Source organism: Streptomyces sp. NPDC001315 (assembly GCF_042896175.1).
Taxonomy (GTDB): Bacteria; Actinomycetota; Actinomycetes; order Streptomycetales; family Streptomycetaceae; genus Streptomyces.
The window spans coordinates 293,364-316,511 of the sequence record NZ_JBIAWZ010000003.1 but is presented as its reverse complement, the minus strand read 5'-3'; the positions used below and the strand labels follow the sequence as shown (position 1 = coordinate 316,511).

Sequence of the window (23,148 nt, the reverse complement as noted above, 5' to 3'; positions counted from 1 at the left end):
CCATGCCCCCCTTCCTCGCATACGAGGACAAAGGCCGCACGGATACTTCCCGAGCCCCTCTTGTCCTGATCCACGGCCATCCCTTCGACCGCACGATGTGGACCCCGCAGATCGAGGCGTTCTCGCCCGAGCGCCGCGTAGTCGCCCCCGACCTGCGCGGCTACGGCGCCTCCCCGGTGACCCCCGGCATCACCCCGCTGTCCCGCTTCGCCCAGGACATCGAGGCGCTCCTGGAGGATCTGAAGGTGGACACCTTCGTGCTGGCCGGCCTGTCGATGGGCGGCCAGATCGCGATGGAGTGCCACGCCCTCTTCGGCGACCGTGTCCGGGGCCTGGTCCTCGCGGACACCTTCCCGGCGGCGGAGACCCCGCAGGGCAAGGTCACCCGCAACGCCATGGCCGACCGTCTCCTGCGCGAGGGCATGCGCGGCTACGCCGACGAGGTCCTGGAGAAGATGGTCGCCCCCTACGCCGACCCGGCCGTCAAGTCCCACGTCCACCGCATGATGACGGCCACCTCGCCCGAGGGCGCCGCGGCAGCGCTCCGCGGTCGCGCGGAACGCCCCGACTACCAGGACCCGCTGACCCGGGTCACGGTCCCCGCCCTGGTCGTCGTGGGAGCGGACGACGAGTACACCCCGGTCTCGGACGCGGAGTCGATGCACGCGCTCCTCCCCGACTCCACACTCCACGTGATCGAGGGCACGGCACACATGCCGAACCTGGAGCGGCCGACGGAGTTCAACGCGGTGCTGGGGAAGTTCCTGGAGCGGGTGGACGCACGACAGTGACCGCGGGAGCACGCGTTCGTGACGCGGAAGCACGCTTCATGACCGGGGGAGCACGCTTCATGACCGGGGGAGCACGCTTCGCGACCGGGGTAAGCACTCAACTTTCCGCCCATGGGCACCGTCTTTGAGGGAGGATTCGGACATCCATCCCTCGAGGGAGAGGCCGGGACTTGGACACTGCGGCTGCCGAGTGGACGACGACTCCCGGTGACACGCCCCCGCGACGCAGGGGGCGACGACGGTTCGGAATCGGTTGTGGCGGGCTGCTGCTCGCCGGGGTGAGCGTGGTCGTCGGCTGCCGGGTCGCCGACACCGACGGGATCACGCCGGTGCCCCAGCTGCTCGCCTTCCTGCCGTGGCTGCTCGTGCCCACGAGTGCCGGACTGCTGCTGGCGCTGCTCGCCCGGTGGTGGACCGGAGTGGTGTGGGGGCTCGTCGTCCTCGGGCTGCTCGCGTGGTTCATCGAGCCGTACGGGAAGAGCGACGATCCCGGCGGCGCCCCCGTCGCCTCGTTCCGCGTGCTGACGTCGAACGTCGAGTTCGGGCGGGGCACAGGCGCCCTCGTCGGCGCCGTCCGGCGCGAGAAGCCCGACGTGGTGTTCGTGGAGGAGTGCGAGTACGCGTGCCAGGCGGCGCTGAAGGACGCCTTCGACACGGTCTACCCCTACCGGCAGGCCGTCGAGGCGGGCGGCTCCGAAGGGTCCGTCATCCTCAGCCGCTTCCCCCTCGAGGCCGCGGACGGGGTCCCCGGCACGATGGGCATGCCCGGTGCCGTCGCCGACGTGCGCGGCCACGCCGTACGGCTGCAGCTCGCCCACCCCATGCCCCCGCTCCCCGGCCAGCTCGGCCTCTGGCGCCGCGAACTCGGCCGCCTGCGCGACTTCGCCGCCGGGGACGGCACGGCGCCCACCGTCATGGCCGGCGACTTCAACGCCTCCCAGGACCACGCCGCCTTCCGCCGCATCCTCGACACCGGTCTGCGCGACGCCGCCCGCCTCGCCGGCTCCGACCGCACCCCCAGCTGGCCGGCCCGCACCGCCCCCACCCTCGGCGCCCAGATCGACCACGTGCTCGTTTCGGCGGACTTCTCCGCCACCCACGCCCGTTTCCTGGACCTCGCCGACACCGACCACCGCGCGTTGCTCGTCGACATCACGCTCCACCAGCCCTGACGGCCCGGGAAGGTGCCCATAATGGGGCCATGTCTCGAGAGTTCCCCATCGGCCTCACCCCTCCCGACTGGCTGGTCCGGAACCTCCAACCCCAGCACTCTCCCGTCAACCGCGCCGCCGTCGCCCGCGCCTCCATCGCGATGGCGCTCCCGTTGGCCATCGGACTCGCGGCCGGCCGGCCCGCGTACGGCGCCCTCGCCTCCATGGGCGCCCTGTCCGGCGTCATCGGCGACACCGCCGACGCGTACCGCATGCGGATCCTCAACATCGCGATCCCGCAGCTGTTCGGCGCCGTCGGCATCACCCTCGGCACCCTCGTCTACGGCCACGGCTGGATCGCCGTCGCCACCGTCACCGGCATCGCGCTCGTCTCCGGGATGATCTCGACGATCGGTGCCGTGGCCTCCGTGTCGGGCCTGCTCCTGCTGCTCGACTCCGTGATCGGCGCGGGCTTGCCCTTGCCGGGCGAGTGGTGGCTGGCCCCGGCCCTGATCACCGGCGGCGGCCTGCTCGTGCTGCTCCTCGCTCTGCTCTCCTGGCCGCTGCGCTCCGGGGTGCCGGAACGGGCCGCGGTCGCCGACAGCTACCGCTCCGTCGCCGACCTGCTCGCCGCCGGCGGCAGCGACGTACCCGGCGAGTTGGACGAGGCCCGGCACACCGTCACCCAGTCGCTGAACCAGTCGTACGACCTCATCCTCGCCCGGCGCACCCGCCACCACGGCCGCAGCCCCGAGCTCACCCGTCTGCTCGCCCAGCTGAACGCCACGACCCCGGTCATCGAGGCCGCCCTCGCCGCCCACCAGACCGGCAGGCCCCTCCCGCCCGAGGTCCCGCAGGCGGTCCGCCACCTCGCCGAGGCCGTGGAGACGGGCTACACCGGCCCGATAGGTCTCAACCTCCCCACCCCCACCGGCGAGACCGGCCGGGCCATCGAACACGCCGTGCGCCACGCCGCGGAAGTGGTCGCCTCCCCCGACGTGGACCCCCTCGGCATCGACGACCGCCTCGGCCGTCCCGCCGCACTCGGCATCCGCGCCGCCCGGGCCGCCCGCAACGTCACCCTCTCCGCCGCCTCCTGGCGCTACGGCCTGCGGCTGGCCCTGTGCATCGGCATCGCCCAGGCCCTGGTGTCGATCATCCCGGTCCCCCGTTCCTACTGGGTCGCCCTCACCGTCACCTTCGTCCTCAAGCCCGACTTCGGCTCCGTCTTCTCCCGGGCGCTGCTGCGCGCGCTGGGCACGGTGGCCGGCCTGGTCATCGCGGCGGCGGTGCTGGCGGAGGTGCCGCGCGGTTGGTGGGACGTACCGACGATGATGCTGCTGGCCCCGCTGATCCCGGCCCTCACCCCACGCGGGTACGGCTACCAGACGGCGGCCATCACCCCGGTGATCCTGCTCCTCTCCGACATCCTCAACCACCTGGGCACCGCCCTCCTCCTCCCGCGCCTGGTGGACTCCCTGATGGGCTGCGCGATCGCGCTGGTGGCGGGCTACCTCCTCTGGCCGGAGAGCTGGCACACCCGCGTCGGCGACCGCCTCGCGGACGCGGTCGCGGACACCGCCCACTACGTCGAGTCCGCCTTCCTGGACACCACCGACCCCGCCGCCCGTGCCCGGATGCGCCGCCGCCTCTACCGCGACCTGTCCGTCATCCGTACGGAGTTCCAGCGCGCCCTGACCGAACCGCCGCCCACCGGCCGCCGCGCCGCCGGCTGGTTGCCCCTCGTCGTCGCCGTCGAACGCATCGTGGACGCGACCACGGCGGCACGGGTCCGCGTCAAGCACGGAGCCGCACCGCCGTCACCGGCCGAGGTGTCCCAGGTGGCACTTCAGCTGCGGGAGTTGTCCGAGGGCGTCCGGGAGGCGGAAACCCTGATCGCCGTCCGCACGGACCTCACGGGCCCGGCGGACAGCGTCCTGGAGCCGGTACGCCAGGAGGTGGCGGCGGCGCGGTCGATCGCGTCCCCGCACTGAGCCGTACCGGCTTCGTTCGCGGCACGGGGGTTCGCGGGGAAGGCGGGGTGGCCGGGAGGCGGTCCGGCTGGGAGGCGGTGTGGCCGGACAGACGGCGTGGCCGGGCAGACGGTTGGCTGGGAGGCGGTGGGCCTGGCAGACGGTGTGGCCGGGAAGGCGGGGTGGCCGGGAAGGCGGTGTTGACACGGACGGCCTGGCGCCACTCACCCCTGCCCAAGATCTTCATCCGGGGCCGCTAACCTTACGTGTCCGTCCTGGCCAGGGATTGACGGGCATCAACTCACGCGAAGGGTTGCGCACATGGGCATTCTGACTCTCCTGCGGAACGCATTCGGCCGATCACACAAGGATCGTGCCGCCGAAGCAGAGGGTGCGGAACGGATTCCTTCGCAGGAGACGGTCCCCGCCCAGGAAGCAAAGGGGGAACCTGCGGCGACCGTCCAGGTACCCGAGCCGCGCACGTCCGAGGCGAACGACGAACACGAACTGGTGGCCGCGGCTTTCGACAACGTAACGGTCCCGAAGCCGGCGGAATCGGTGGAAACGAAGCCGACGCCGCCCGCTTCGAAGCCTGCGCCGGAGCCGGTGGCCGAGGCCGAGCCCCAGGCCGAGCCGGTGGCCGAGACACCGTCAGAGCCGACGGCCGAAGCTGAGCCGGAGCCGGAGCCGGAGCCGGTGACCCAGGCCGAGCCGGTTGTCGAGGCGCCGTCAGAGCCGACGGCCGGAGCTGAAGCGGAGCTGGAGCCTGGACTGGATCAGGAGCCGGTGACTCAGGCTGAGCCGACGCCGACGCCGGAGCCTGTGCAGGAGCGGGAGCCGGAGCCGGTGGCAGAGGCCGCGGCAGTGACCGCGGCCGCAGCTGAACCGGCGTCGGAGGCAGAAGCTGCCGCCGAACCAGCCGTTGAAGAGCCGACGACTGCGGAGGCAACGCCCGAGCCGACCCCTGAGCCGACCGCGAAGGTCGCACCCGCCCCGGAGCCCGAGCCGAAGGCTGAGGAGCCGAAGGCTGAGGAGCCCGTCGCCGAGAAGCCCGTCGCCGAGGAGCCGAAGGCCCAGGAGCCGAAGGCCCAGGAGCCCACCACAGAGGAGCCCCCGGCCGAGCAGCCGAGCACAGAGGAGCCCCCGGCCGAGGAGCCCACCGCCGAGCAGCCCACCGCCGAGGTGACGCCGGAGGCGGAGCCGGCCCCCGAGCCCGTGATCGAACCGCAGCCGCAGCCGGAGCCGGAGCTCGTCACCGAGACCCCGGAGCCGCTCGCGGCGGAGGCCGAGCCGGTCTCCACACCGGAACCGATCACCGCCGACGCGGCCGCACCCGCCACCGAGGTGACACCGAAGGCAGAGCCCGCACCCGCCGCCGAGGCGACGCCGAAGGCAGAGCCCGCGCCCGCCGCTGAAGTCGCCCCGGAGCCCGAGCCCGCCCCCGAGCCCGTGATCGAACCCGCGGCCGCCGACGGCGATGACGCCCCGCAGGGGCCACTCGCACCCGACCACGAAAGCAGCACGGGTGGTGCGGGTGGGAACAACCCGGCTGAGGGCGAAGCCCAGGCCGAGACCGGCAAGCCCGCCACCCCCCTCACCCGCCTGAAGACCGACGCCCCCGCCCTCACCACCGCCTACCAGGCCGCCGCAGCGACCCTGGAGAAGAACAACCTCACCGGCACCCGCGCGAAGCTCTACCTCGTCCTCGACCGCTCCGCGAGCATGCGCCCGTACTACAAGGACGGCTCCGCCCAGGCCCTCGCCGAGCAGACCCTCGCCCTCGCCGCCACCCTCGACCCCGAGGCCACGATCCACGTCGTCTTCTTCTCCACGGAGGTGGACGGCACCGCCGACCTCACCCTCCCCGACCACGAGAACAAGATCGACGAGCTGCACGCCTCCCTCGGCCGCATGGGCCGTACGAGCTACCACGCGGCCGTGGAGGAGATCGTCACCCACTACGAGAAGTCCGGCACGACGGACCCCGCCCTCGTCGTCTTCCAGACGGACGGCGCCCCGGACGCCAAGACCCCGGCGACCCAGTCCCTCACGGACGCCGCGAAGAACCACCCCTCCCTCTTCTTCTCCTTCATCGCCTTCGGCGACCCGGAGAACAAGGCCTTCGACTACCTCCGCAAACTGAAGACCGACAACGCGTCCTTCTTCCACGCGGGCCAGACCCCGCGCGAGCTCACGGACACGGAGCTGTACGAGGGCGTACTGGCGAACTGGCGCCCGTAACCGCCGTCCGAAGGCCGCCCGCTTCCCGCCCCGTAAAACGGGAAGCGGGCGGCCTACCCATGTCAGCTACGATTTCAAGGTTCACAGACGACCAGAGAACCGACGATCGTCACCCCACGTAGCGACTTGGGAGCAGCCCGCGATGGCTCGACACCTCATCACCAGCGCCCTTCCGTACATCAACGGGATCAAGCACCTGGGCAACATGGTGGGGTCCATGCTCCCGGCGGACGTGTACTCCCGGTACCTCCGCCAGCGCGGCCACGACGTCCTGTACATCTGCGCGACGGACGAGCACGGCACCCCGGCCGAACTGGCGGCGAAGGAGCAGGGCCTCCCGGTCGACGAGTTCTGCGCGCAGGCGCACGACGCCCAGAAGGCGGTCTACGACGGCTTCGCACTCGCCTTCGACTACTTCGGCCGCAGCTCGTCTCCCGAGAACCGGGACATCACCCAGCACTTCGCCCGCAAGCTGAACGAGAACGGCTTCATCGAAGAGCGCGCCATCCGCCAGGTGTACTCGCCCACCGACGGCCGCTTCCTCCCGGACCGCTACGTCGAGGGCACCTGCCCCCACTGCGGCTACGACCGGGCCCGCGGCGACCAGTGCGAGAACTGCACCCGCGTCCTGGACCCGACGGACCTGATCAACCCGCGCTCGGCGATCTCCGGCTCGACGGACCTGGAGGTCCGTGAGACGAAGCACCTCTTCCTCCTCCAGTCGAAGCTCCAGCACGAGGTCGAGGCGTGGGTGTCCCGCCACGAGGCCGACTGGCCGCAGCTGGCCTCCTCCATCGCCCGCAAGTGGCTGAACGAGGGCCTGCACGACCGCGCGATCACCCGTGACCTGGACTGGGGCGTCCCGGTCCCGGCGGACACCTGGCCGGAGCTGGCGGCGGAGGGCAAGGTCTTCTACGTCTGGTTCGACGCCCCGATCGAGTACATCGGCGCGACGAAGGAATGGGCGGACCAGGACCCGGAGAACCGGGACTGGAAGTCCTGGTGGTACGAGGCCGACGACACCGTCCGCTACACCGAGTTCATGGCGAAGGACAACGTCCCGTTCCACACGGTGATGTTCCCGGCCACCGAGCTCGGCGTGCGCGAGCCGTGGAAGAAGGTCGACTACGTCAAGGCCTTCAACTGGCTGACGTACTACGGCGGAAAGTTCTCCACGTCCCAGAAGCGCGGCGTCTTCACCGACCAGGCGCTGGACATCCTCCCGGCGGACTACTGGCGCTACTTCCTGATCGCCAACGCCCCGGAGTCGGACGACTCGTCCTTCACCTGGGAGCACTTCACGGCGACGGTGAACAAGGACCTGGCCGACACCCTGGGCAACTTCGTCAACCGGGTCCTGTCCTTCTCCCGCAAGCGCTTCGGCGACGACGTCCCCGCGGGCGGCGAGCCGGGCGAGGCCGAGACGAAGCTCGGCGAGGAGATCGCGACGCTCCTGGCCGACTACGAGTCGCACATGGAGAGCCTCCAGTTCCGCAAGGCGGCCGCCGCCCTGCGCGCGCTCTGGTCGGCGGGCAACTCCTACCTGGAGGAGAAGGCCCCCTGGCTGGAGATCAAGACCGACAAGGACGGCGCGGCCCTCACCCTCCGCACGGCGATGAACCTCATCCACCTCTACTCGGTGGTCTCGGAGCCCTTCATCCCGTCGACGGCGGCGAAGATGCGTACGGCCTTCTCCCTCCCGGACGACACGGCGACCTGGATCAGCGAGACCGAGGCCAGGTCCCTCACCGCGGTCCCGGCCGGCACCCCCTTCACCGTCCCGCCGGTCCTGTTCGCCAAGCTCACGGACGAGGACCTGGAGAGCTACAAGGAGCGCTTCGGCGGCGAGCCCGCGGAGTAACCGCGCACCTGCCCGACGTGCGGAGTGGCCGCACACCTGCCTGACGTAGAGCGGGCCCCGGCTCCACCGAGCCGGGGCCCGCTCTTCATCCCTCCGCCTTCTCGATTTTCTCGATGCGTCGCGTCGCGAGCTCCGCGAGCAGCGCCGCCCCGTCGGACAGCACACCGTCGTCGAAGGCCGCGAGCGGTGAGTGGTTGGAGGGGGCGGTGCCCGGCTCACCGGTGGCGTCGGCGCCGAGGAACACGAAGGCGCCGGGCACCCGGTCCAGGACGCGCGAGAAGTCCTCCGAGCCGGTGATCGGATCGGCCAGCGGCTGGAAGCGCTCCTCGCCGAACACCTCGCGTACGGCATGGGCGAGGAAGTCGTGCTCGCCGTCGTGGTTGACGGTGAGGGGGTACTCCGGGCGGAAGTCCACCTCGGCGGTGAGGCCGTGGGCCGCGGCGATCTCGTGGCACAGCCGTACGGCGACCTCGGCGGCGCGCTCTGCGGCGGACGCGCTGAAGGTGCGTACCGTCGCCTCGAAGACCGCGTCGTCCGGGATGATGTTGCGCCGGGTGCCCGCATGGAAGGTGCCGACGGTGACGACGACCGGGTCGAAGACGTCGAAGCGCCGGGTGACCATGGTCTGCAGCGCGGTGACCATCTCGCAGGCGGCGGGCACCGGGTCCAGCGCGGCATGCGGCCGCGCACCATGACCGCCGGCGCCGACGACGCGCACGCGCAGGCCGGCCGAGGCGGCCATCATCGGCCCGGGACGGGAGGCGAAGACGCCGGCGGGATACGTCGACGAGCTGACGTGCAGTCCGTAGGCGGCGTCGACCGGCCGCCCGGCCGCCTCCAGTACGCCCTCCCCGACCATGTGCCCGGCACCGTTCCAGCCCTCCTCGCCGGGCTGGAACATGAACACCACGTCCCCGGCGAGGCTCGCGCGCCGGTCCGCCAGCAGCCGGGCGGCGCCGATCAGACCGGCGGTGTGCAGGTCGTGGCCGCAGGCGTGCATCGCGCCGTCGACGCGGGAGGCGAAGGCCTCGCCCGTACGCTCGGTGACGGGCAGGGCGTCCATGTCGCCGCGCAGCAGCACGACGGGGCCGCCACCGCCCCCCTCACCGCCACCACCGCCGCGCAGGACCGCGGTGACGGAGGACAATGACGTACCCGTGCTGATCTCCAGGGGCAGGTCGTCCAGCGCGGCCAGCACCTTCTCCTGGGTGCGTGGCAGGTGCAGGCCGATCTCGGGTTCCCGGTGCAGTGCTCGACGCAGCACGGACAGGTCCCCCTGGATCGCCTTCGCGTCGTCTCGCAGACTCATCGCTCTCCCTCGTACGTGTCCGTCACATCCGTCGCGTCCATGGGTGCGCATCACGCACCACCTGCACATCTACATGTCCACAACAGCCCTGCCGTACGTCTCACGCCGGTCCGGAGATACGCCGTCCGGTCGACGGGCCCTGGTCGACCGGCGCTGAACTCAGCGGCCCCGCCTGGACCGACGCATCGGACCGACGTGCGCCCCTTGGACGGCCTTCTCACCCCGGTATACATTGCGGAGATCTTGTAAAGAGGGGGGCCATCCATGGCACTGTTCGGCAACGCACACAGCATCGACACGACCCAGGCGCAGCAGGACTTCGCACGTCTGCTGGGTCAGGGGGAGCAGGTACACGCCGCGTACCTGCTGATCCGCGACACCATCCTGTTCACCGACCGCCGCCTCATCCTGGTCGACAAGCAGGGCATCACCGGCAAGAAGGTGGAGTACCACTCCGTCCCGTACCGCAGCATCACCCACTTCGCGGTCGAGACCGCCGGCACGTTCGACCTCGACGCCGAGCTGAAGATCTGGATCTCCGGCTCGCCGACCCCGATCGAGAAGACGTTCACGAAGGGTGTGGACATCTACGAGGTCCAGGCGATCCTGACGCAGTTCGTAGCGAAGTAGCCCCGTCAGCGGCCCTCACTGCGCACCCGGCGCAGGAGGGCCGCCAGGGCGGTGGGGGCGAGGGGGCGGGGCCTGGCCCTCGTCCGCGCCGACCTGTGGGGCCGGCAGCCGGGGCAAGTACGTGTGGTGCGAGCTGACCAGGGCAGCGTGAACGTTTTTGCCTTCCCCGAACGGGTGAACCCATGCCGCCCGCCGGACGCCCCGGCCCCTGGTCCGCCTAGGTTGCGCGCATGGTCACCTCCACCCACGAGGCCTCTCATCGGATCTTCCAGGACCGGCCGGAGCTCCTCACCCCTGTCTTCGACCTCCTCGGCGTCCCGATGTCCGCCAAGGCATCGGTGGCGGTCCTCAGCGCCGACGTGACGGAGATCCAGCCGCTGGAGCGAAGAGTGGACACGGTCCTGCGCGTCGAACCGTCCGACGGGGACCACTTCCTGCTCGCCATCGAGACACAGGGGCGGCGCGACAAGCGCAAGGTGACGAGCCGGCCGTACTACGTGACGTACTTACAGGAGAAGTTCTGCCTTCCGGTGCTCCTTCTCGTGACCTGCCAGGACCGGCCCACCGCGCGGTGGGCGACCGGACCGTTCACCTGCGAGGTCCGGGGCTGGACCACCCAAAGCGCACATCCCCTGGTCCTGGGCCCGGACAACGTACCGATGATCACCGACCAGCGCACAGCCGGTCGGAACCTGGCGATGGCGACGTTCTCCGCCATCACACATAGCCGCAATCCGAACGCCACGGCCATACTGGAGGCCCTGGTCGGCGCTCTCAAGACAACAGACACGGAAACCGCCCAGTACTTCGGCGGCCTGTTGGAGATCGGCCTGGGAGACACTCCGGCCCGACAGACATGGAGAAAGCTGATGGGTTTCACCAACTTCTTCCCCGGCCGGGGCACCATCCTGGAAGAGGTCTACCTCGACGGCGAGGCCAAGGGCGAGGCCAGGGGCGAGGCCAAGGCCATCCTCCGTTTCCTGGAGGCGCGCTGCATCTCCGTCCCGGACGACGCCCGGGAGCGCATCGCCGGCTGCACCGACCTGGACCTCCTCAACCGCTGGCTGGACCGGACGCCCCATGCGGAGTGCGTGCACGATCTCTTCGCCGAGGACGCAGTGGACACCTCGGACCAGGCCGAAGCCTGACGCACCCCGAAAGCGCCCGGGACTTTCACCGTCCCGGGCGCTCTCACCTACCTACGCGGAATTACGACGCCGAAGCCGACGCCGACGCCCCCGGCTGGACCGCGTCGTCCGTGCCGTCGTGGGTCTCGTCCGGGTCGACGCCCATCGTGATCGACGCGTGGACGCCCTTCGCGATGTTCTTCTTGTTGTACGTGAGCTTCAGCAGGCCGCCCGTCGTACCGCTCTGGTCGTAGATCGTGTCCTCGGTGAGCGTGGTGCGGGTGGTGGTGCTCGTGGAGTACGGCTCGACCTCGGCGGAGGCGAGGACGGACTCCTCGCTGAAGAAGAACTGGCCGGTGTGGCAGGTGTGCCCGCCCTCGTAGCCGGCGTCGGTCCACTCGCCGTCCACGTGCACCTTGACGTGGATGTGGACGCAGCGACCCTGGTACCAGCCCGGGAAGATCGTCTTGAAGGTGACGTGACCGCTCTTGTCGGTCTTCCAGGTGCCGCGCAGGTAACGCTCGTCGTCGGTGGGCTCCTGGTGGCCACCGCCACCACCGCCGGGGCCGCCGGACGGCGCACCCGACGGCGGCTCACCCGTGGGCGCGTCGGACGGCATGCCCGAAGGCGCGTCGGTCGGGGCGGCACCACCGGCACCGGTCGACAGGCTCTCGTAGCCCGAGTAGATGCCCAGCGCGTCACAGTGCCAGACGTCGACGGCCGCGTTCTTGACCGGCTTGCAGGTCTCGGAGTCGATCACCTTGAGGGTCAGGGTCAGCGGGATGCCTTCCTTGTCCTCGGTGATGTCCTGGCGGAGCTTGTCCGCGTCGATGTAGTAGGGGCCCTCGGTGGTCTCCGAGGTGAGCTTGTAGCACGTCTCCGTGGAGGCGTCCGACGAGGTCGAGCTGTCGCTCGTCTCGCTCGCGAAGGCGTTCACGGCGATGCCGCCACCCACGCTCGCCACGGCCACGGCCGCTCCGCCCGCCACGACGACCTTGCGTCGGGTCATGTTCCGTTTGTGTGCTGGTCCTTGAATTCCCGTCATGGGCGGCGACGCTAGGTAAGAACCCTGTCAGGAGCGTGGGCACAGACTGTGCATTGCCATGTGAGGGTCAATAAAAAGGGGGCCCGGGAACGGACTGTTCCCGGACCCCAGCCCCACTCATGCCTGCTCTACTGCCTGTTGTACGCGGCGACGAGGTCCGTCGCCGTGCCGTTGAGCCGCCGGGGAACACAAAGGCATGGGGACCCGAAGACAGAAGTGGCCCGGAACCGGCATCCGGTTCCGGGCCACTCCCGTTGCTCGCGCCTACTTCGGCTGCGGCTTGCGCACCGAAAGGTGCAGCTCGCGCAGCCGCGCCTCCTCCAGCTCCGTCGGCGCACCCATCATCAGGTCCTGGGCGTTGCCGTTGAGCGGGAAGGCGATCGTCTCGCGGATGTTCGGCTCGTCCGCGAGGAGCATGACGATGCGGTCGACGCCGGGGGCGATGCCGCCGTGCGGAGGGGCGCCGAAGCGGAAGGCGCGGAGCATGCCCGCGAACTTCTCCTCGACGGTCTCACGGTCGTAGCCCGCGATCTCGAAGGCCTTGAGCATAATGTCCGGCTCGTGGTTCCGGATGGCACCGGAGGACAGCTCGACGCCGTTGCAGACGATGTCGTACTGCCAGCCCAGGATGTCCAGCGGGTCCTGGGTCTCCAGGGCCTCCAGGCCGCCCTGCGGCATCGAGAACGGGTTGTGCGAGAAGTCGATCGAGCCGGTCTCCTCGTCCTTCTCGTACATCGGGAAGTCGACGATCCAGCAGAAGCGGAAGACGTCCTCCTCGAAGTGGCCGGCCCGCTTGGCGGCCTCGACCCGCACCGCGCCCATGATCTTCGAGACCTCGTCGAACTCGCCCGCGCCGAAGAACACGGCGTGACCGGCCGACAGCGACAGGCGCTTCGTCAGCTCGGCGACGTTCTCCTCCGTGAGGAACTTCGCGATCGGCCCCGTCAGCGAGCCGTCCTCGGCGACGCGGACCCAGGCCAGGCCCTTGGCGCCCAGCGTCACGGCGAAGTCACCGAGCTGGTCGAAGAACTTGCGGGGCTGCGCCGAGACGTCCGGCACCGGCAGAGCGCGCACGTGCTTGCCCGCGAACGCCTTGAACTCCGAGCCCTCGAAGATGTCGGTGATGTCGACCAGCTCCAGCTGGGCCCGCAGGTCCGGCTTGTCGGAGCCGTACTTCAGCATCGCCTCGCGGAACGGGATGCGCGGGAAGGGAGACGTCACGTGACGGCCGTTCCCGAACTCCTCGAACAGCTCCGTCATGAGCTTCTCGATGGGCTGGAAGACGTCCTCCTGCTCGACGAAGGACATCTCCACGTCGAGCTGGTAGAACTCGCCCGGCGAACGGTCCGCGCGGGCGTCCTCGTCGCGGAAGCAGGGCGCGATCTGGAAGTACCGGTCGAAGCCGGAGATCATCAGCAGCTGCTTGAACTGCTGCGGGGCCTGCGGCAGCGCGTAGAACTTGCCCGGGTTCAGACGGGACGGGACGACGAAGTCGCGGGCGCCCTCCGGAGAGGTGGCGCTCAGGATCGGGGTCGCCATCTCGTTGAAGCCCAGCGCCGTCATCTTGTGACGGATCGCCGAGATGACCGCCGTACGCAGCATGATGTTGCGGTGCATGCGCTCGCGGCGCAGGTCCAGGAAGCGGTACTCCAGGCGCCGCTCCTCGTTGACCCCGTCCTCGGCGTTGATCGTGAAGGGCAGCGGCTGGGCGGCGCCGAGCAGCTCGACCTCGCCGACCTCGACCTCGATCTCGCCGGTGGGCAGGTCGGGGTTCACGTTCTCGGCGCCACGGGAGACGACCTTGCCGTCGACGCGGACCGTCGACTCCTTGGTCACCTTGTCGAGGGCCTCATAGGCGGGCGTGCCGGGGCGGGCCACGAGCTGCGTGATGCCGTAGTGGTCGCGCAGATCGATGAAGAGGATGCCGCCCAGGTCGCGCCGATTGTGCAGCCAGCCGCTCAGCCGGACGTCGGTGCCGACGTCAGAGGCGCGGAGCTCGCCGCAGGTGTGGGACCTGTACCGATGCATCGTCGTTCATCCAGCCTTCGCGGATCGGGGTCGTGTTTCACGTGAAACAACTTCACCCAAGCGTACCGGGCACCCCGAGATGGCCTCCCCACCATTAACCCGGGGAGTCGGAGTCCATTGCCCCGGGGGTCAGGGTCCGCCTTCCGCACGCCATCATTGGCACTATCGGATCATTTATCAATAAAGTGGGGCAATGCGCACTGGTGAGCCCCTGCCCGGCGTGGGGGATGTCCTCGCCGCCCTCGCGACCGGGATGTGGCACTGGGACACCGCAACCGGGCTGGTCACCGTCGACGCGGAGGCAGCACGGCTGCTCGGGCTGCCCGCCGAGCAGACCACCCTCACGGAGGCCCAGGCGCGCGCCCGCCTCCACCCGGTCGACTGGAACGAGATCACCGGAGTGGTCCGGCTCGCCGTCACCGAGGGCACCCTCGCCGAGGTGCGGGTACGGATCATGGACGAGCGGGGCCGGATCATCCGCACCGTGCGCAGCCGCTCCAAGCCGAGCTACGACCCCGTCCGGCGGGCGTTCGAGCTGATCGGCACCCTCCAGGAGGTGGCCGAGCCGTCACCGGGCACGCCGGCCGGGCGCAGCGCGGTCACCGGGGACTGGCGGCGCTCCCGGGAGGCGTTCCTGCTGGACGCCGGCCGGGCGCTGGCCGAGGCGCGGTCCACGGAGGAGGTGCTGCGCGTCGCTGCGACCCTGTCGATGCCGGGCTTCTCACCGGACGGCCTGGCGGTGTTCGGCGTGGAGGGCGACCAGCTGACGATCATCGGCCACCACGGACAGCGGCCGGGCACCGAGGCCCCCTTCTCGCACATGCCCCTCGAGACGAACTACCCGGCCACGGAGGTCGTCCGCACCGGCCGGGCCGTGTATCTGTCCTCGCCCGAGGAGTACAAGGAGCGCTACCCGGCCACCTGGCCGCTCGTCGAGCGGTTCGGCCGGCACTCCTGGGCGTATCTGCCACTGACCGCCGGCGGCCGCACGATGGGCGCCTGGCTGGCGGCCTTCGCCTACCCGGTCGCGTTCACTCCGGACGAGCGGTCCGTGCTGACGACGGTGGCCCGGATGCTCGCGCAGGCCCTGAGCCGGGCCGGCACGGCCGAGTCGGAGCGCGAGCTGACCGACGGACTCCAGCGCTCCATGCTGCCCACACTGGGCCCCGAGATCCCCGGCATGAGCCTCAGCGCCCGCTACGTCCCCACCGGCGGCGGCCTCCAGGTCGGCGGCGACTGGTACGACATGATCCCGCTGCCCAACGGGCGCTTCGCCCTGGTCATCGGCGACGTACAGGGGCACGACGTGCGGGCGGCGGGCCTGATGGGCCAGCTCCGCATAGCCCTGCGGGCGTACGCGTCCGAGGGCCACCGCCCCGACGCCGTACTGTCCCGCGCATCCCGCTTCTTCTGCGGCCTCACCCACACCGACGACCCGGCCGACCTGCGCTTCGCGACCTGTCTGTACATCGAGGTCGACCCCGTGACCGGGGTCCTGGAGACCGCCCGGGCCGGCCATCTGGACCCGGTGATCCGCATGGCGGACGGAACGGTGCTGATCCGCGCCACGGCCGGCGGCCTGCCCCTCGGCGTCGACCCGGACTCCGACTACCCGACCACCCGGCTCGCCCTGGAACCCGGCGAGACGATGATGATCTGCACGGACGGCCTGGTGGAGACCGGCGGCCACGACCTGGAGACGGGCTGGATGCGCCTCCGCAAGACCCTCGAGGACCACGACGGCGACCTGGAGGAGCTCGCCGACGCGCTCGTCCGGGCCGTGCACGGGCCCTCCTCCCACTACACCACCGGGCCGCTCTCCGACCGGCGCGAGGACGACATCGCCGTCCTGCTGCTCGGCCGGCACGGGGAGGAGCCGTGCGGCCGCGGCGCCCCGGGCGCCGTACGGCCCACGGTGCGCCGCACGATGCTCACGGTCGCACAGGTCGAGCCCGAGCGGATCGCGGAGGGCCGGCAGCAACTGCGCGAGCTGCTGCACGACTGGCCCTCCGCGGAACAGGTGGACTCGGCCGTGCTGCTCGTCTCCGAGATGCTCACCAACGTCCTCGTGCACACCGACACCGACGCACTGCTGGTCGCCGAGGTGACCGGCTTTCCGGGCGAACGGCGGATACGAGTGGAGGTCACCGACGCCGGCGACGACCTCCCGCACAAGCGCACACCGGGCGAACTGGCCTCCTCCGGCCGCGGCCTCCTCCTCATCGAGCTGCTCGCGGACACGTGGGGCGTGGCACCGCGCGGCGTGGGCAAGAGCATCTGGTTCGATCTCCACGAGCCGGACGACGCCGAGGGCCGTGAGGCCCGCGCTGACGGCGTCGAAGGGCGTAGGGCCCGCTACGTGTCCGACGGCTCGGGCGCCGCGTAACGCGTGCGCAGTTCGTGCAGAACGCCGAAGGCGGCCGCGGTCAACGGCACCGCCAGCAGCATGCCCAGGATCCCGGCCACCGACGCGCCCGCGGTGATCGTCAGCATCACCACCGCCGGATGCATCTGCACGGTCCGGCTCTGGATCATGGGCTGGAGCACATGCCCCTCCAGCACCTGCACCGCGAGCACCACGCCGAGCGCCCACAGCGCGATGACGAACCCGCGGTCGGCGAGCGCGACCAGCACGGCCACGGACCCGGAGAGAAAGGCGCCGAGGTAGGGAATGTAGGCGGCGACGAAGACGAGCGCGCCGAGCCCTGCGGCCCCGGGCACACGCAGGATCAGCAGCCCGATGGTGATGCAGATCGCGTCGATCAGCGCGATGAAGGTGGTCCCGCGCATGAACCCCTCCACGGCCTCGAAGGCCCGCCGCGCCATCGCCTCCACGGTGTCGGCGGTGCCGCGCGGGGCGAGTGACCTGAGCACGTCGGAGGTCCGGTGGGAGTCCCGCAGGAAGAAGAAGACGAGCAGCAGGGCCAGTACGGCCATGGCGATGCCCTCGCCGACGACGCTGACCCCGCTGATGACGTTGGAGGCGGCGGTCCCACCGAACTTGGTGAGCAGGTCCTTGCTGTTGGTGGCGAGGTCGTCCAGCGAGGTCCCGGCGGCCCCGAAGTGGTCGGCGATCCCCTGCGCCGCGTTCTTGAGCGAGGCGATGATCTCGTCCCCGGTGTTGATGAGCGCCGCGACGACGATGTACACGGCCCCGCCGACCACGGCCACGACGGCGACGCAGGTGATGGCAGCCGCCACGGACCGGTTGACCCCGGCCGTCACCAGACGGCGGTGCAGCGGCCCGAGCAGCGCGGTCCCCAGCAGCGCGAGCAGCACCGGCGTCACGGCCGTACGGAACTCGGCGCACAGCCGGATCCCGACGTAGCCGACCCCGGCGACGAGCAGGACGACGGCGCACCAGGCGGCGAGCCGCCGGACGGGATCGGGGAGCAGGTGCACGCCTCCACCCGACCACGTACCGGGCGGGCCGTCCCGTCAGGACGGCCCGCCCGGGTGACGGGATGTCAGGCCTGCGGCCCGCCCTCGGTCATTCCGTGCACCGCCGGGACGGTCCCCAGGCGGCCCTTCTGGAAGTCCTCGAAGGCCTGCTGGAGTTCCTGCTGGGTGTTCATCACGAACGGGCCGTAGTGGGCCATCGGCTCGCGGATGGGCTGTCCGCCGAGGAGGACGACCTCGAGGTCCGGCGTGTGGGAGTCCTGCTTCTCGTCCGCGCGGACGGTCAGCGAGGAGCCGGTGCCGAACACAGCGGTCTGGCCCAGCCGGATCGGCCGGCGCTCGGCTCCCACCGAACCCCGCCCGGCCAGCACGTACGCGAGGCCGTTGAAGTCCTCGCGCCACGGCAGGGTGAGCTCGGCGCCCGCCGCCAGCGTCGCGTGGACCATCGTGATCGGCGTGTGCGTGATGCCGGGGCCCTGGTGACCGTCCAGCTCACCGGCGATGACCCGCAGCAGCGCGCCGCCGTCGGGGGTGCTGAGCAGCTGGACGTTGCCACCGCGGATGTCCTGGTAGCGCGGGGCCATCATCTTGTCCTTGGCCGGGAGATTCACCCACAGCTGAAGGCCGTGGAAGAGACCGCCGGACATGACCAGCGACTCCGGCGGAGCTTCGATGTGCAGAAGACCCGAACCTGCCGTCATCCACTGGGTGTCGCCGTTGGTGATGGTGCCGCCACCGCCCTGCGAGTCCTGGTGGTCGAAGATCCCGTCGATGATGTACGTGACGGTCTCGAAGCCGCGGTGCGGGTGCCAGGGGGTGCCCTTGGGCTCGCCCGGCGCGTACTCCACCTCACCCATCTGGTCCATCATGATGAACGGGTCCAGATGGCGGTAGTTGATCCCGGCGAACGCACGGCGCACCGGGAAGCCCTCACCCTCGAAACCGCTCGGCGCGGTCGTCACGGTGAGCACGGGGCGAGCCACCGCGTCGGCGGGAGCGGCCACGCGGGGCAGCGTCAACGGGTTCTCGACGGTCACTGCAGGCATGTCGGTACCTCCTTGTGCACCCAGTTTAGTTGAGCGTTGAACTTTCTGCCAGCCCAAACAGAGAAAGCCCGGAGGAAATTCCCTCCGGGCTCGCCACGAGAACGGGGCCGGTCAGCCGTACATGCGCCGCATCGCAAATTCGACCATCTGTTCGACGGCCTTCGCGTCGAAGACCATCCGGTGCTCGCCCTCCATGTCGAGGACGAAGCCGTAGCCGGTCGGCAGCAGGTCGATCACCTCGGCGCCGGTGATCACGAAGTACTTGGACTCCTTGCCCGCGTACCGGCGCAGCTCCTTGAGGGAGGTGAACATCGGGATCACCGGCTGCTGGGTGTTGTGCAGAGCGAGGAAGCCCGGGTTGTCGCCGCGCGGGCAGTAGACCTTGGAGGTCGCGAAGACCTGCTGGAAGTCCTCGGCGGCCAGCTGGCCGGTGGTGAAGGCGCGCACCGCGTCCGCGAGGGACGGGGGCGACGGCTCCGGGTAGAGCGGCGGCTGCTGGCCGTAACCGCCGACACCGCCGGGCATCTGCTGCTGCGGCGGGGTGTACCCCTGCTGGGCACCCGCGCTCTGCTCGTAGCCGTACATGCCCCAAAGAGTAACGAGTCACAGATGACCCAATCGGGGTTGCTTCTTATTACCGACGGGTAGCATCATCGTAGCTACTGCTTGGTACATGAAGTTGGTACGTGAAAAGCGCGAGGAGTCAGTGCCTCGCCGATCCCTCTACGGAGCCGTCGCCATGGGGCACTACAAGTCGAATCTCCGCGACATCGAGTTCAACCTCTTCGAGGTACTCGGCCGCGACAAGCTGTACGGCAGCGGCCCGTTCGAGGAGATGGACACCGAGACCGCGAAGAGCATCCTCGAGGAGCTGACGCGCCTCGCGGAGAACGAGCTGGCGGAGTCCTTCGCGGACGCCGACCGCAACCCGCCGGTCTTCGACCCGGAGACGAACACCGCTCCGGTACCGGCGAGCTTCAAGAAGAGCTACAAGGCGTTCATGGAGTCGGAGTACTGGCGGCTCGGTCTGCCCGAGGAGATCGGCGGCACCACCGCCCCGCCGTCCCTGATCTGGGCGTACGCGGAGCTGATCCTCGGCGCGAACCCGGCCGTGTGGATGTACTCCTCCGGCCCGGCCTTCGCGGGCATCCTCTTCGACGAGGGCACCGAGGAGCAGAAGAAGATCGCGCAGATCGCGGTCGAGCGGACCTGGGGCTCCACCATGGTGCTCACCGAGCCGGACGCCGGTTCGGACGTCGGCGCCGGCCGCACCAAGGCGATCCAGCAGGAGGACGGCTCCTGGCACATCGAGGGCGTGAAGCGCTTCATCACGTCCGGTGAGCACGACATGGAGGAGAACATCCTCCACTACGTCCTCGCCCGCCCCGAGGGCGCCGGCCCCGGCACCAAGGGCCTGTCCCTCTTCCTCGTCCCGAAGTACCTCTTCGACTTCGAGACCGGCGAGCTGGGCGAGCGCAACGGCGCCTACGCCACGAACGTCGAGCACAAGATGGGCCTCAAGGCCTCCAACACCTGCGAGATGACGTTCGGCGACCAGCACCCCGCCAAGGGCTGGCTGATCGGCGACAAGCACGACGGCATCCGCCAGATGTTCCGCATCATCGAGTTCGCCCGGATGATGGTCGGCACGAAGGCCATCTCCACGCTGTCGACGGGCTACCTCAACGCGCTGGAGTACGCCAAGGAGCGCGTCCAGGGTCCCGACCTGGCGAACTTCATGGACAAGGCCGCGCCGAAGGTCACCATCACCCACCACCCGGACGTGCGCCGCTCGCTGATCACGCAGAAGGCGTACGCGGAGGGCATGCGCGCCCTCGTCCTCTACACCGCTTCCGTGCAGGACGCGATCGCGGTCAAGGAGGCGGGTGGCGAGGACGCCTCCACCGAGCACGCGCTCAACGACCTGCTTCTGCCGATCGTCAAGGGCTACGGCTCCGAGAAGGGCTACGAGCAGCTCGCCCAGTCGCTGCAGACCTTCGGCGGCTCCGGCTTCCTGCAGGAGTACCCGATCGAGCAGTACATCCGCGACGCCAAGATCGACACCCTGTACGAGGGCACCACCGCGATCCAGGGCCAGGACTTCTTCTTCCGGAAGATCGTCCGCAACCAGGGCGCGGCGCTGAACTCCCTCGCCGAGGACATCAAGAAGTTCCTGGCGCTCGGCACGGGCGGCGAGGAGCTGGCGGGTGCCCGCGAGCACCTCGCCAAGGCGGCCGTCGAGCTGGAGGCCATCGTCGGCCTGATGCTGACCGACCTGGCGTCGACCGAGCAGGACGTCAAGAACATCTACAAGGTGGGCCTGAACACCACGCGCCTGCTGCTCGCCTCCGGTGACGTGATCGTCGGCTACCTGCTGCTGAAGGGCGCCGCCATCGCCGCCGAGAAGCTCCAGACGGCGTCGAGCAAGGACGTGGCCTTCTACACCGGCAAGATCGCGGCGGCGAAGTTCTTCGCGGCCAACGTCCTGCCCGGCGTCACCCTGGCCCGCAAGGTGGCCTCGGACGTCGACCTGGACCTGATGGAGCTGGACGAGGCCGCGTTCTAGGGTCTGCCCCCATCGGAGCCGGTCCACGGACACGCACTCCACACAGCCCTTACGAGGGCCCGCTCCCGGTGAGGGGGAGCGGGCCCTCGTACGTCGTTAAGGTGAACCCCATGAGCGAACCCTCCCGCTTCGACCGCGGCCACACCGACGACCTCATGTCCTTTCTGACGGCGAGCCCGTCGCCGTACCACGCGGTGGCGAACGCCGCCGAGCGGCTGGAGAAGGCCGGCTTCCGGCAGGTCTCGGAGACGGACGCCTGGGACGGGACGAGCGGCGGCAAGTACGTGCTGCGCGGCGGTGCGATCGTGGCCTGGTACGTGCCCGAGGGCGCCGCGCCGCACACCCCCTTCCGGATCGTCGGCGCCCACACCGACTCGCCCAACCTGCGGGTCAAGCCGCTGCCCGACACCGGGGCGCACGGCTGGCGGCAGGTGGCCGTGGAGATCTACGGCGGGCCGCTGCTGAACTCCTGGCTCGACCGCGACCTGGGCCTGGCGGGCCGGCTGACGCTGCGGGACGGTTCGACGCGCCTGGTGAACATCGGCCGGCCGCTGCTGCGGGTCCCGCAGCTCGCCATCCACCTCGACCGTGCGGTCAACACCGAGGGCCTCAAGCTCGACAAGCAGCGGCACCTCCAGCCCATCTGGGGTCTGGGCAACGACGTGCGCGACGGCGACCTGATCGCCTTCCTGGAGGAGGAGTCGGCGCTTCCGGCGGGCGAGGTGACCGGCTGGGACCTGATGGTGCACTCCGTGGAGCCGCCGGCCTACCTGGGCCGCGACGAGGACCTCGTGGCCGGCCCGCGCATGGACAACCTGCTGTCGGTGCACGCCGGTACGGCGGCGCTGACGGCCGTGGCGGCCGTGGGAGACCTGCCGTACATCCCCGTACTCGCCGCCTTCGACCACGAGGAGAACGGCTCGCAGTCCGACACCGGCGCGGACGGCCCGCTGCTGGGCAGTGTGCTGGAGCGTTCGGTGTTCGCGCGCGGAGGGTCGTACGAGGACCGGGCGCGTGCCTTCGCCGGCACCGTCTGCCTGTCCTCCGACACGGGTCACGCGGTCCACCCCAACTACGCGGAGCGGCACGACCCGACGCACCACCCGCGCGTCAACGGCGGCCCCATCCTCAAGGTCAACGTCAACAACCGCTACGCGACCGACGGTTCGGGCCGCGCGGTGTTCGCCGCCGCCTGCGAGAAGGCGAACGTCCCCTTCCAGTCCTTCGTCTCCAACAACTCCATGCCGTGCGGCACGACCATCGGCCCGATCACCGCGGCCCGGCACGGCATCCGGACCGTCGACATCGGGGTCGCGATCCTGTCGATGCACAGCGCACGGGAGTTGTGCGGCGCGGACGACCCGCACCTGCTGGCGAACGCGCTGGTGGCGTTCCTGGAGGGGTAGAACGGCCGGTGACCGCAAGGGCCTTGGCCGCATGGGTGCCGGGTGCGGGGGTACTCGGTGTCACGGACCGGACCGACCGGTCCGGACAGGGAGGCGACACTCATGGGCCTCGGCGGATGCATCATCCTCATCGCCGTGGGAGCCATCCTCACGTTCGCGACCGACTGGCACATGGAGGGGGTCAACCTCGACCTGGTCGGGATCATCCTGATGCTCGTCGGGCTGATCGGCGTGGCGACGTTCAGCGGTATCGCCAAGCGCAGGCGCGTGCTCGTACCGCCGCCGACGACGACCGTCATCGAGGAGGAACGGCACCATCACCACCGGGACGGCTATTCCGACGGATACGGCGTATGAGCCGAAGTCACAGGGCGAACACAGAAGAGTGATCGGCGCCGGCACCACCGGCGCCGCAGGCGCCACGCCGGCCGCCACCGGAGTGTGGATGAACAGCATGGCGCTGAGGGTGGCCGCCACCGCGCTGGTGGCGGCCGGGGTGGCACTGTTCGAACCGGCACCGCGACCGCGCCGCCGCTCAGGCGTCCTGTGCCGTCTTCTGGTCGTCCATTCCGGCC

Annotated in this window: 17 protein-coding genes; 11 read left to right on the top strand and 6 right to left on the bottom strand. The window is 70.2% G+C overall.

Annotation, left to right across the window (positions count from 1 at the left end; genetic code table 11):
- The first annotated feature begins 2 nt into the window (after nt 1-2).
- The 5 genes from ACFY16_RS11875 (at nt 3) to metG (ending at nt 8,017) form a co-directional block, all read left to right on the top strand.
- Complete coding sequence (locus ACFY16_RS11875; protein WP_390646939.1) at nt 3-791, top strand: alpha/beta fold hydrolase; 789 nt, start codon at nt 3-5, stop codon at nt 789-791.
- A gap of 170 nt (nt 792-961) precedes the next feature.
- Nucleotides 962-1,963 carry an endonuclease/exonuclease/phosphatase family protein gene (locus ACFY16_RS11870; protein ID WP_390646938.1) on the top strand — a complete coding sequence of 334 codons (1,002 nt, stop codon included), beginning with the start codon at nt 962-964 and terminating at the stop codon, nt 1,961-1,963.
- 29 nt (nt 1,964-1,992) lie between these two features.
- On the top strand, nt 1,993-3,936 hold the full coding sequence (locus ACFY16_RS11865) for an FUSC family protein (protein ID WP_390646937.1): 1,944 nt from the start codon (nt 1,993-1,995) through the stop codon (nt 3,934-3,936).
- A 765-nt stretch (nt 3,937-4,701) separates the two neighbouring features.
- Nucleotides 4,702-6,156 (top strand): VWA domain-containing protein, encoded by a 1,455-nt coding sequence (locus tag ACFY16_RS11860; protein ID WP_390646936.1) that lies wholly within the window; start codon nt 4,702-4,704, stop codon nt 6,154-6,156.
- A 142-nt stretch (nt 6,157-6,298) separates the two neighbouring features.
- Complete coding sequence (gene metG, locus ACFY16_RS11855) at nt 6,299-8,017, top strand: methionine--tRNA ligase (protein WP_390646935.1); 1,719 nt, start codon at nt 6,299-6,301, stop codon at nt 8,015-8,017.
- An 85-nt stretch (nt 8,018-8,102) separates the two neighbouring features.
- On the opposite strand, the gene ACFY16_RS11850 is transcribed toward metG, so the two are convergent.
- Nucleotides 8,103-9,326 carry a M20 family metallopeptidase gene (locus tag ACFY16_RS11850; RefSeq protein WP_390646934.1) on the bottom strand — a complete coding sequence of 408 codons (1,224 nt, stop codon included), beginning with the start codon at nt 9,324-9,326 and terminating at the stop codon, nt 8,103-8,105.
- Between the two features lie 264 nt (nt 9,327-9,590).
- Here ACFY16_RS11850 and ACFY16_RS11845 point away from each other — a divergent pair, with 264 nt between their 5' ends.
- Complete coding sequence (locus ACFY16_RS11845) at nt 9,591-9,956, top strand: PH domain-containing protein (protein WP_355497782.1); 366 nt, start codon at nt 9,591-9,593, stop codon at nt 9,954-9,956.
- Between the two features lie 230 nt (nt 9,957-10,186).
- Nucleotides 10,187-11,104 carry a hypothetical protein gene (locus ACFY16_RS11840; protein WP_390646933.1) on the top strand — a complete coding sequence of 306 codons (918 nt, stop codon included), beginning with the start codon at nt 10,187-10,189 and terminating at the stop codon, nt 11,102-11,104.
- 61 nt (nt 11,105-11,165) lie between these two features.
- On the opposite strand, the gene ACFY16_RS11835 is transcribed toward ACFY16_RS11840, so the two are convergent.
- Together ACFY16_RS11835 and aspS are read right to left on the bottom strand one after the other, a co-directional pair.
- On the bottom strand, nt 11,166-12,128 hold the full coding sequence (locus ACFY16_RS11835) for an intradiol ring-cleavage dioxygenase (RefSeq protein WP_390646932.1): 963 nt from the start codon (nt 12,126-12,128) through the stop codon (nt 11,166-11,168).
- A 264-nt stretch (nt 12,129-12,392) separates the two neighbouring features.
- Nucleotides 12,393-14,156 (bottom strand): aspartate--tRNA ligase, encoded by a 1,764-nt coding sequence (gene aspS, locus ACFY16_RS11830; protein ID WP_390646931.1) that lies wholly within the window; start codon nt 14,154-14,156, stop codon nt 12,393-12,395.
- Between the two features lie 193 nt (nt 14,157-14,349).
- Between aspS and ACFY16_RS11825 the strand changes: the two genes are divergently transcribed.
- Nucleotides 14,350-16,542 (top strand): SpoIIE family protein phosphatase, encoded by a 2,193-nt coding sequence (locus ACFY16_RS11825; RefSeq protein WP_390646930.1) that lies wholly within the window; start codon nt 14,350-14,352, stop codon nt 16,540-16,542.
- Here the strand turns inward: ACFY16_RS11825 and ACFY16_RS11820 are convergent.
- From ACFY16_RS11820 to ACFY16_RS11810, 3 genes are all read right to left on the bottom strand, one after another.
- Nucleotides 16,512-17,558, bottom strand: coding sequence for an AI-2E family transporter (locus ACFY16_RS11820; RefSeq protein WP_390646929.1), 1,047 nt, complete (start codon nt 17,556-17,558; stop codon nt 16,512-16,514). The genes ACFY16_RS11825 and ACFY16_RS11820 overlap by 31 nt on opposite strands.
- Nucleotides 17,559-17,623: 65 nt before the next feature.
- Nucleotides 17,624-18,601, bottom strand: coding sequence for a pirin family protein (locus tag ACFY16_RS11815; protein ID WP_390646928.1), 978 nt, complete (start codon nt 18,599-18,601; stop codon nt 17,624-17,626).
- Nucleotides 18,602-18,712: 111 nt separating this feature from the next.
- Nucleotides 18,713-19,186: an SseB family protein gene (locus ACFY16_RS11810; RefSeq protein WP_390646927.1), complete on the bottom strand. Its 474-nt coding sequence runs from the start codon at nt 19,184-19,186 to the stop codon at nt 18,713-18,715.
- Between the two features lie 154 nt (nt 19,187-19,340).
- On the opposite strand from ACFY16_RS11810, the gene ACFY16_RS11805 reads away from it, so the two are divergent.
- From ACFY16_RS11805 to ACFY16_RS11795, 3 genes are all read left to right on the top strand, one after another.
- Complete coding sequence (locus tag ACFY16_RS11805) at nt 19,341-21,167, top strand: acyl-CoA dehydrogenase (RefSeq protein WP_390647248.1); 1,827 nt, start codon at nt 19,341-19,343, stop codon at nt 21,165-21,167.
- Between the two features lie 110 nt (nt 21,168-21,277).
- Entirely contained in the window at nt 21,278-22,573 is a 1,296-nt protein-coding gene (locus ACFY16_RS11800) for a M18 family aminopeptidase (RefSeq protein ID WP_390646926.1), read from the top strand.
- Nucleotides 22,574-22,675: 102 nt separating this feature from the next.
- Nucleotides 22,676-22,930 (top strand): DUF6458 family protein, encoded by a 255-nt coding sequence (locus ACFY16_RS11795; protein WP_390646925.1) that lies wholly within the window; start codon nt 22,676-22,678, stop codon nt 22,928-22,930.
- Nucleotides 22,931-23,148 lie beyond the last annotated feature (218 nt).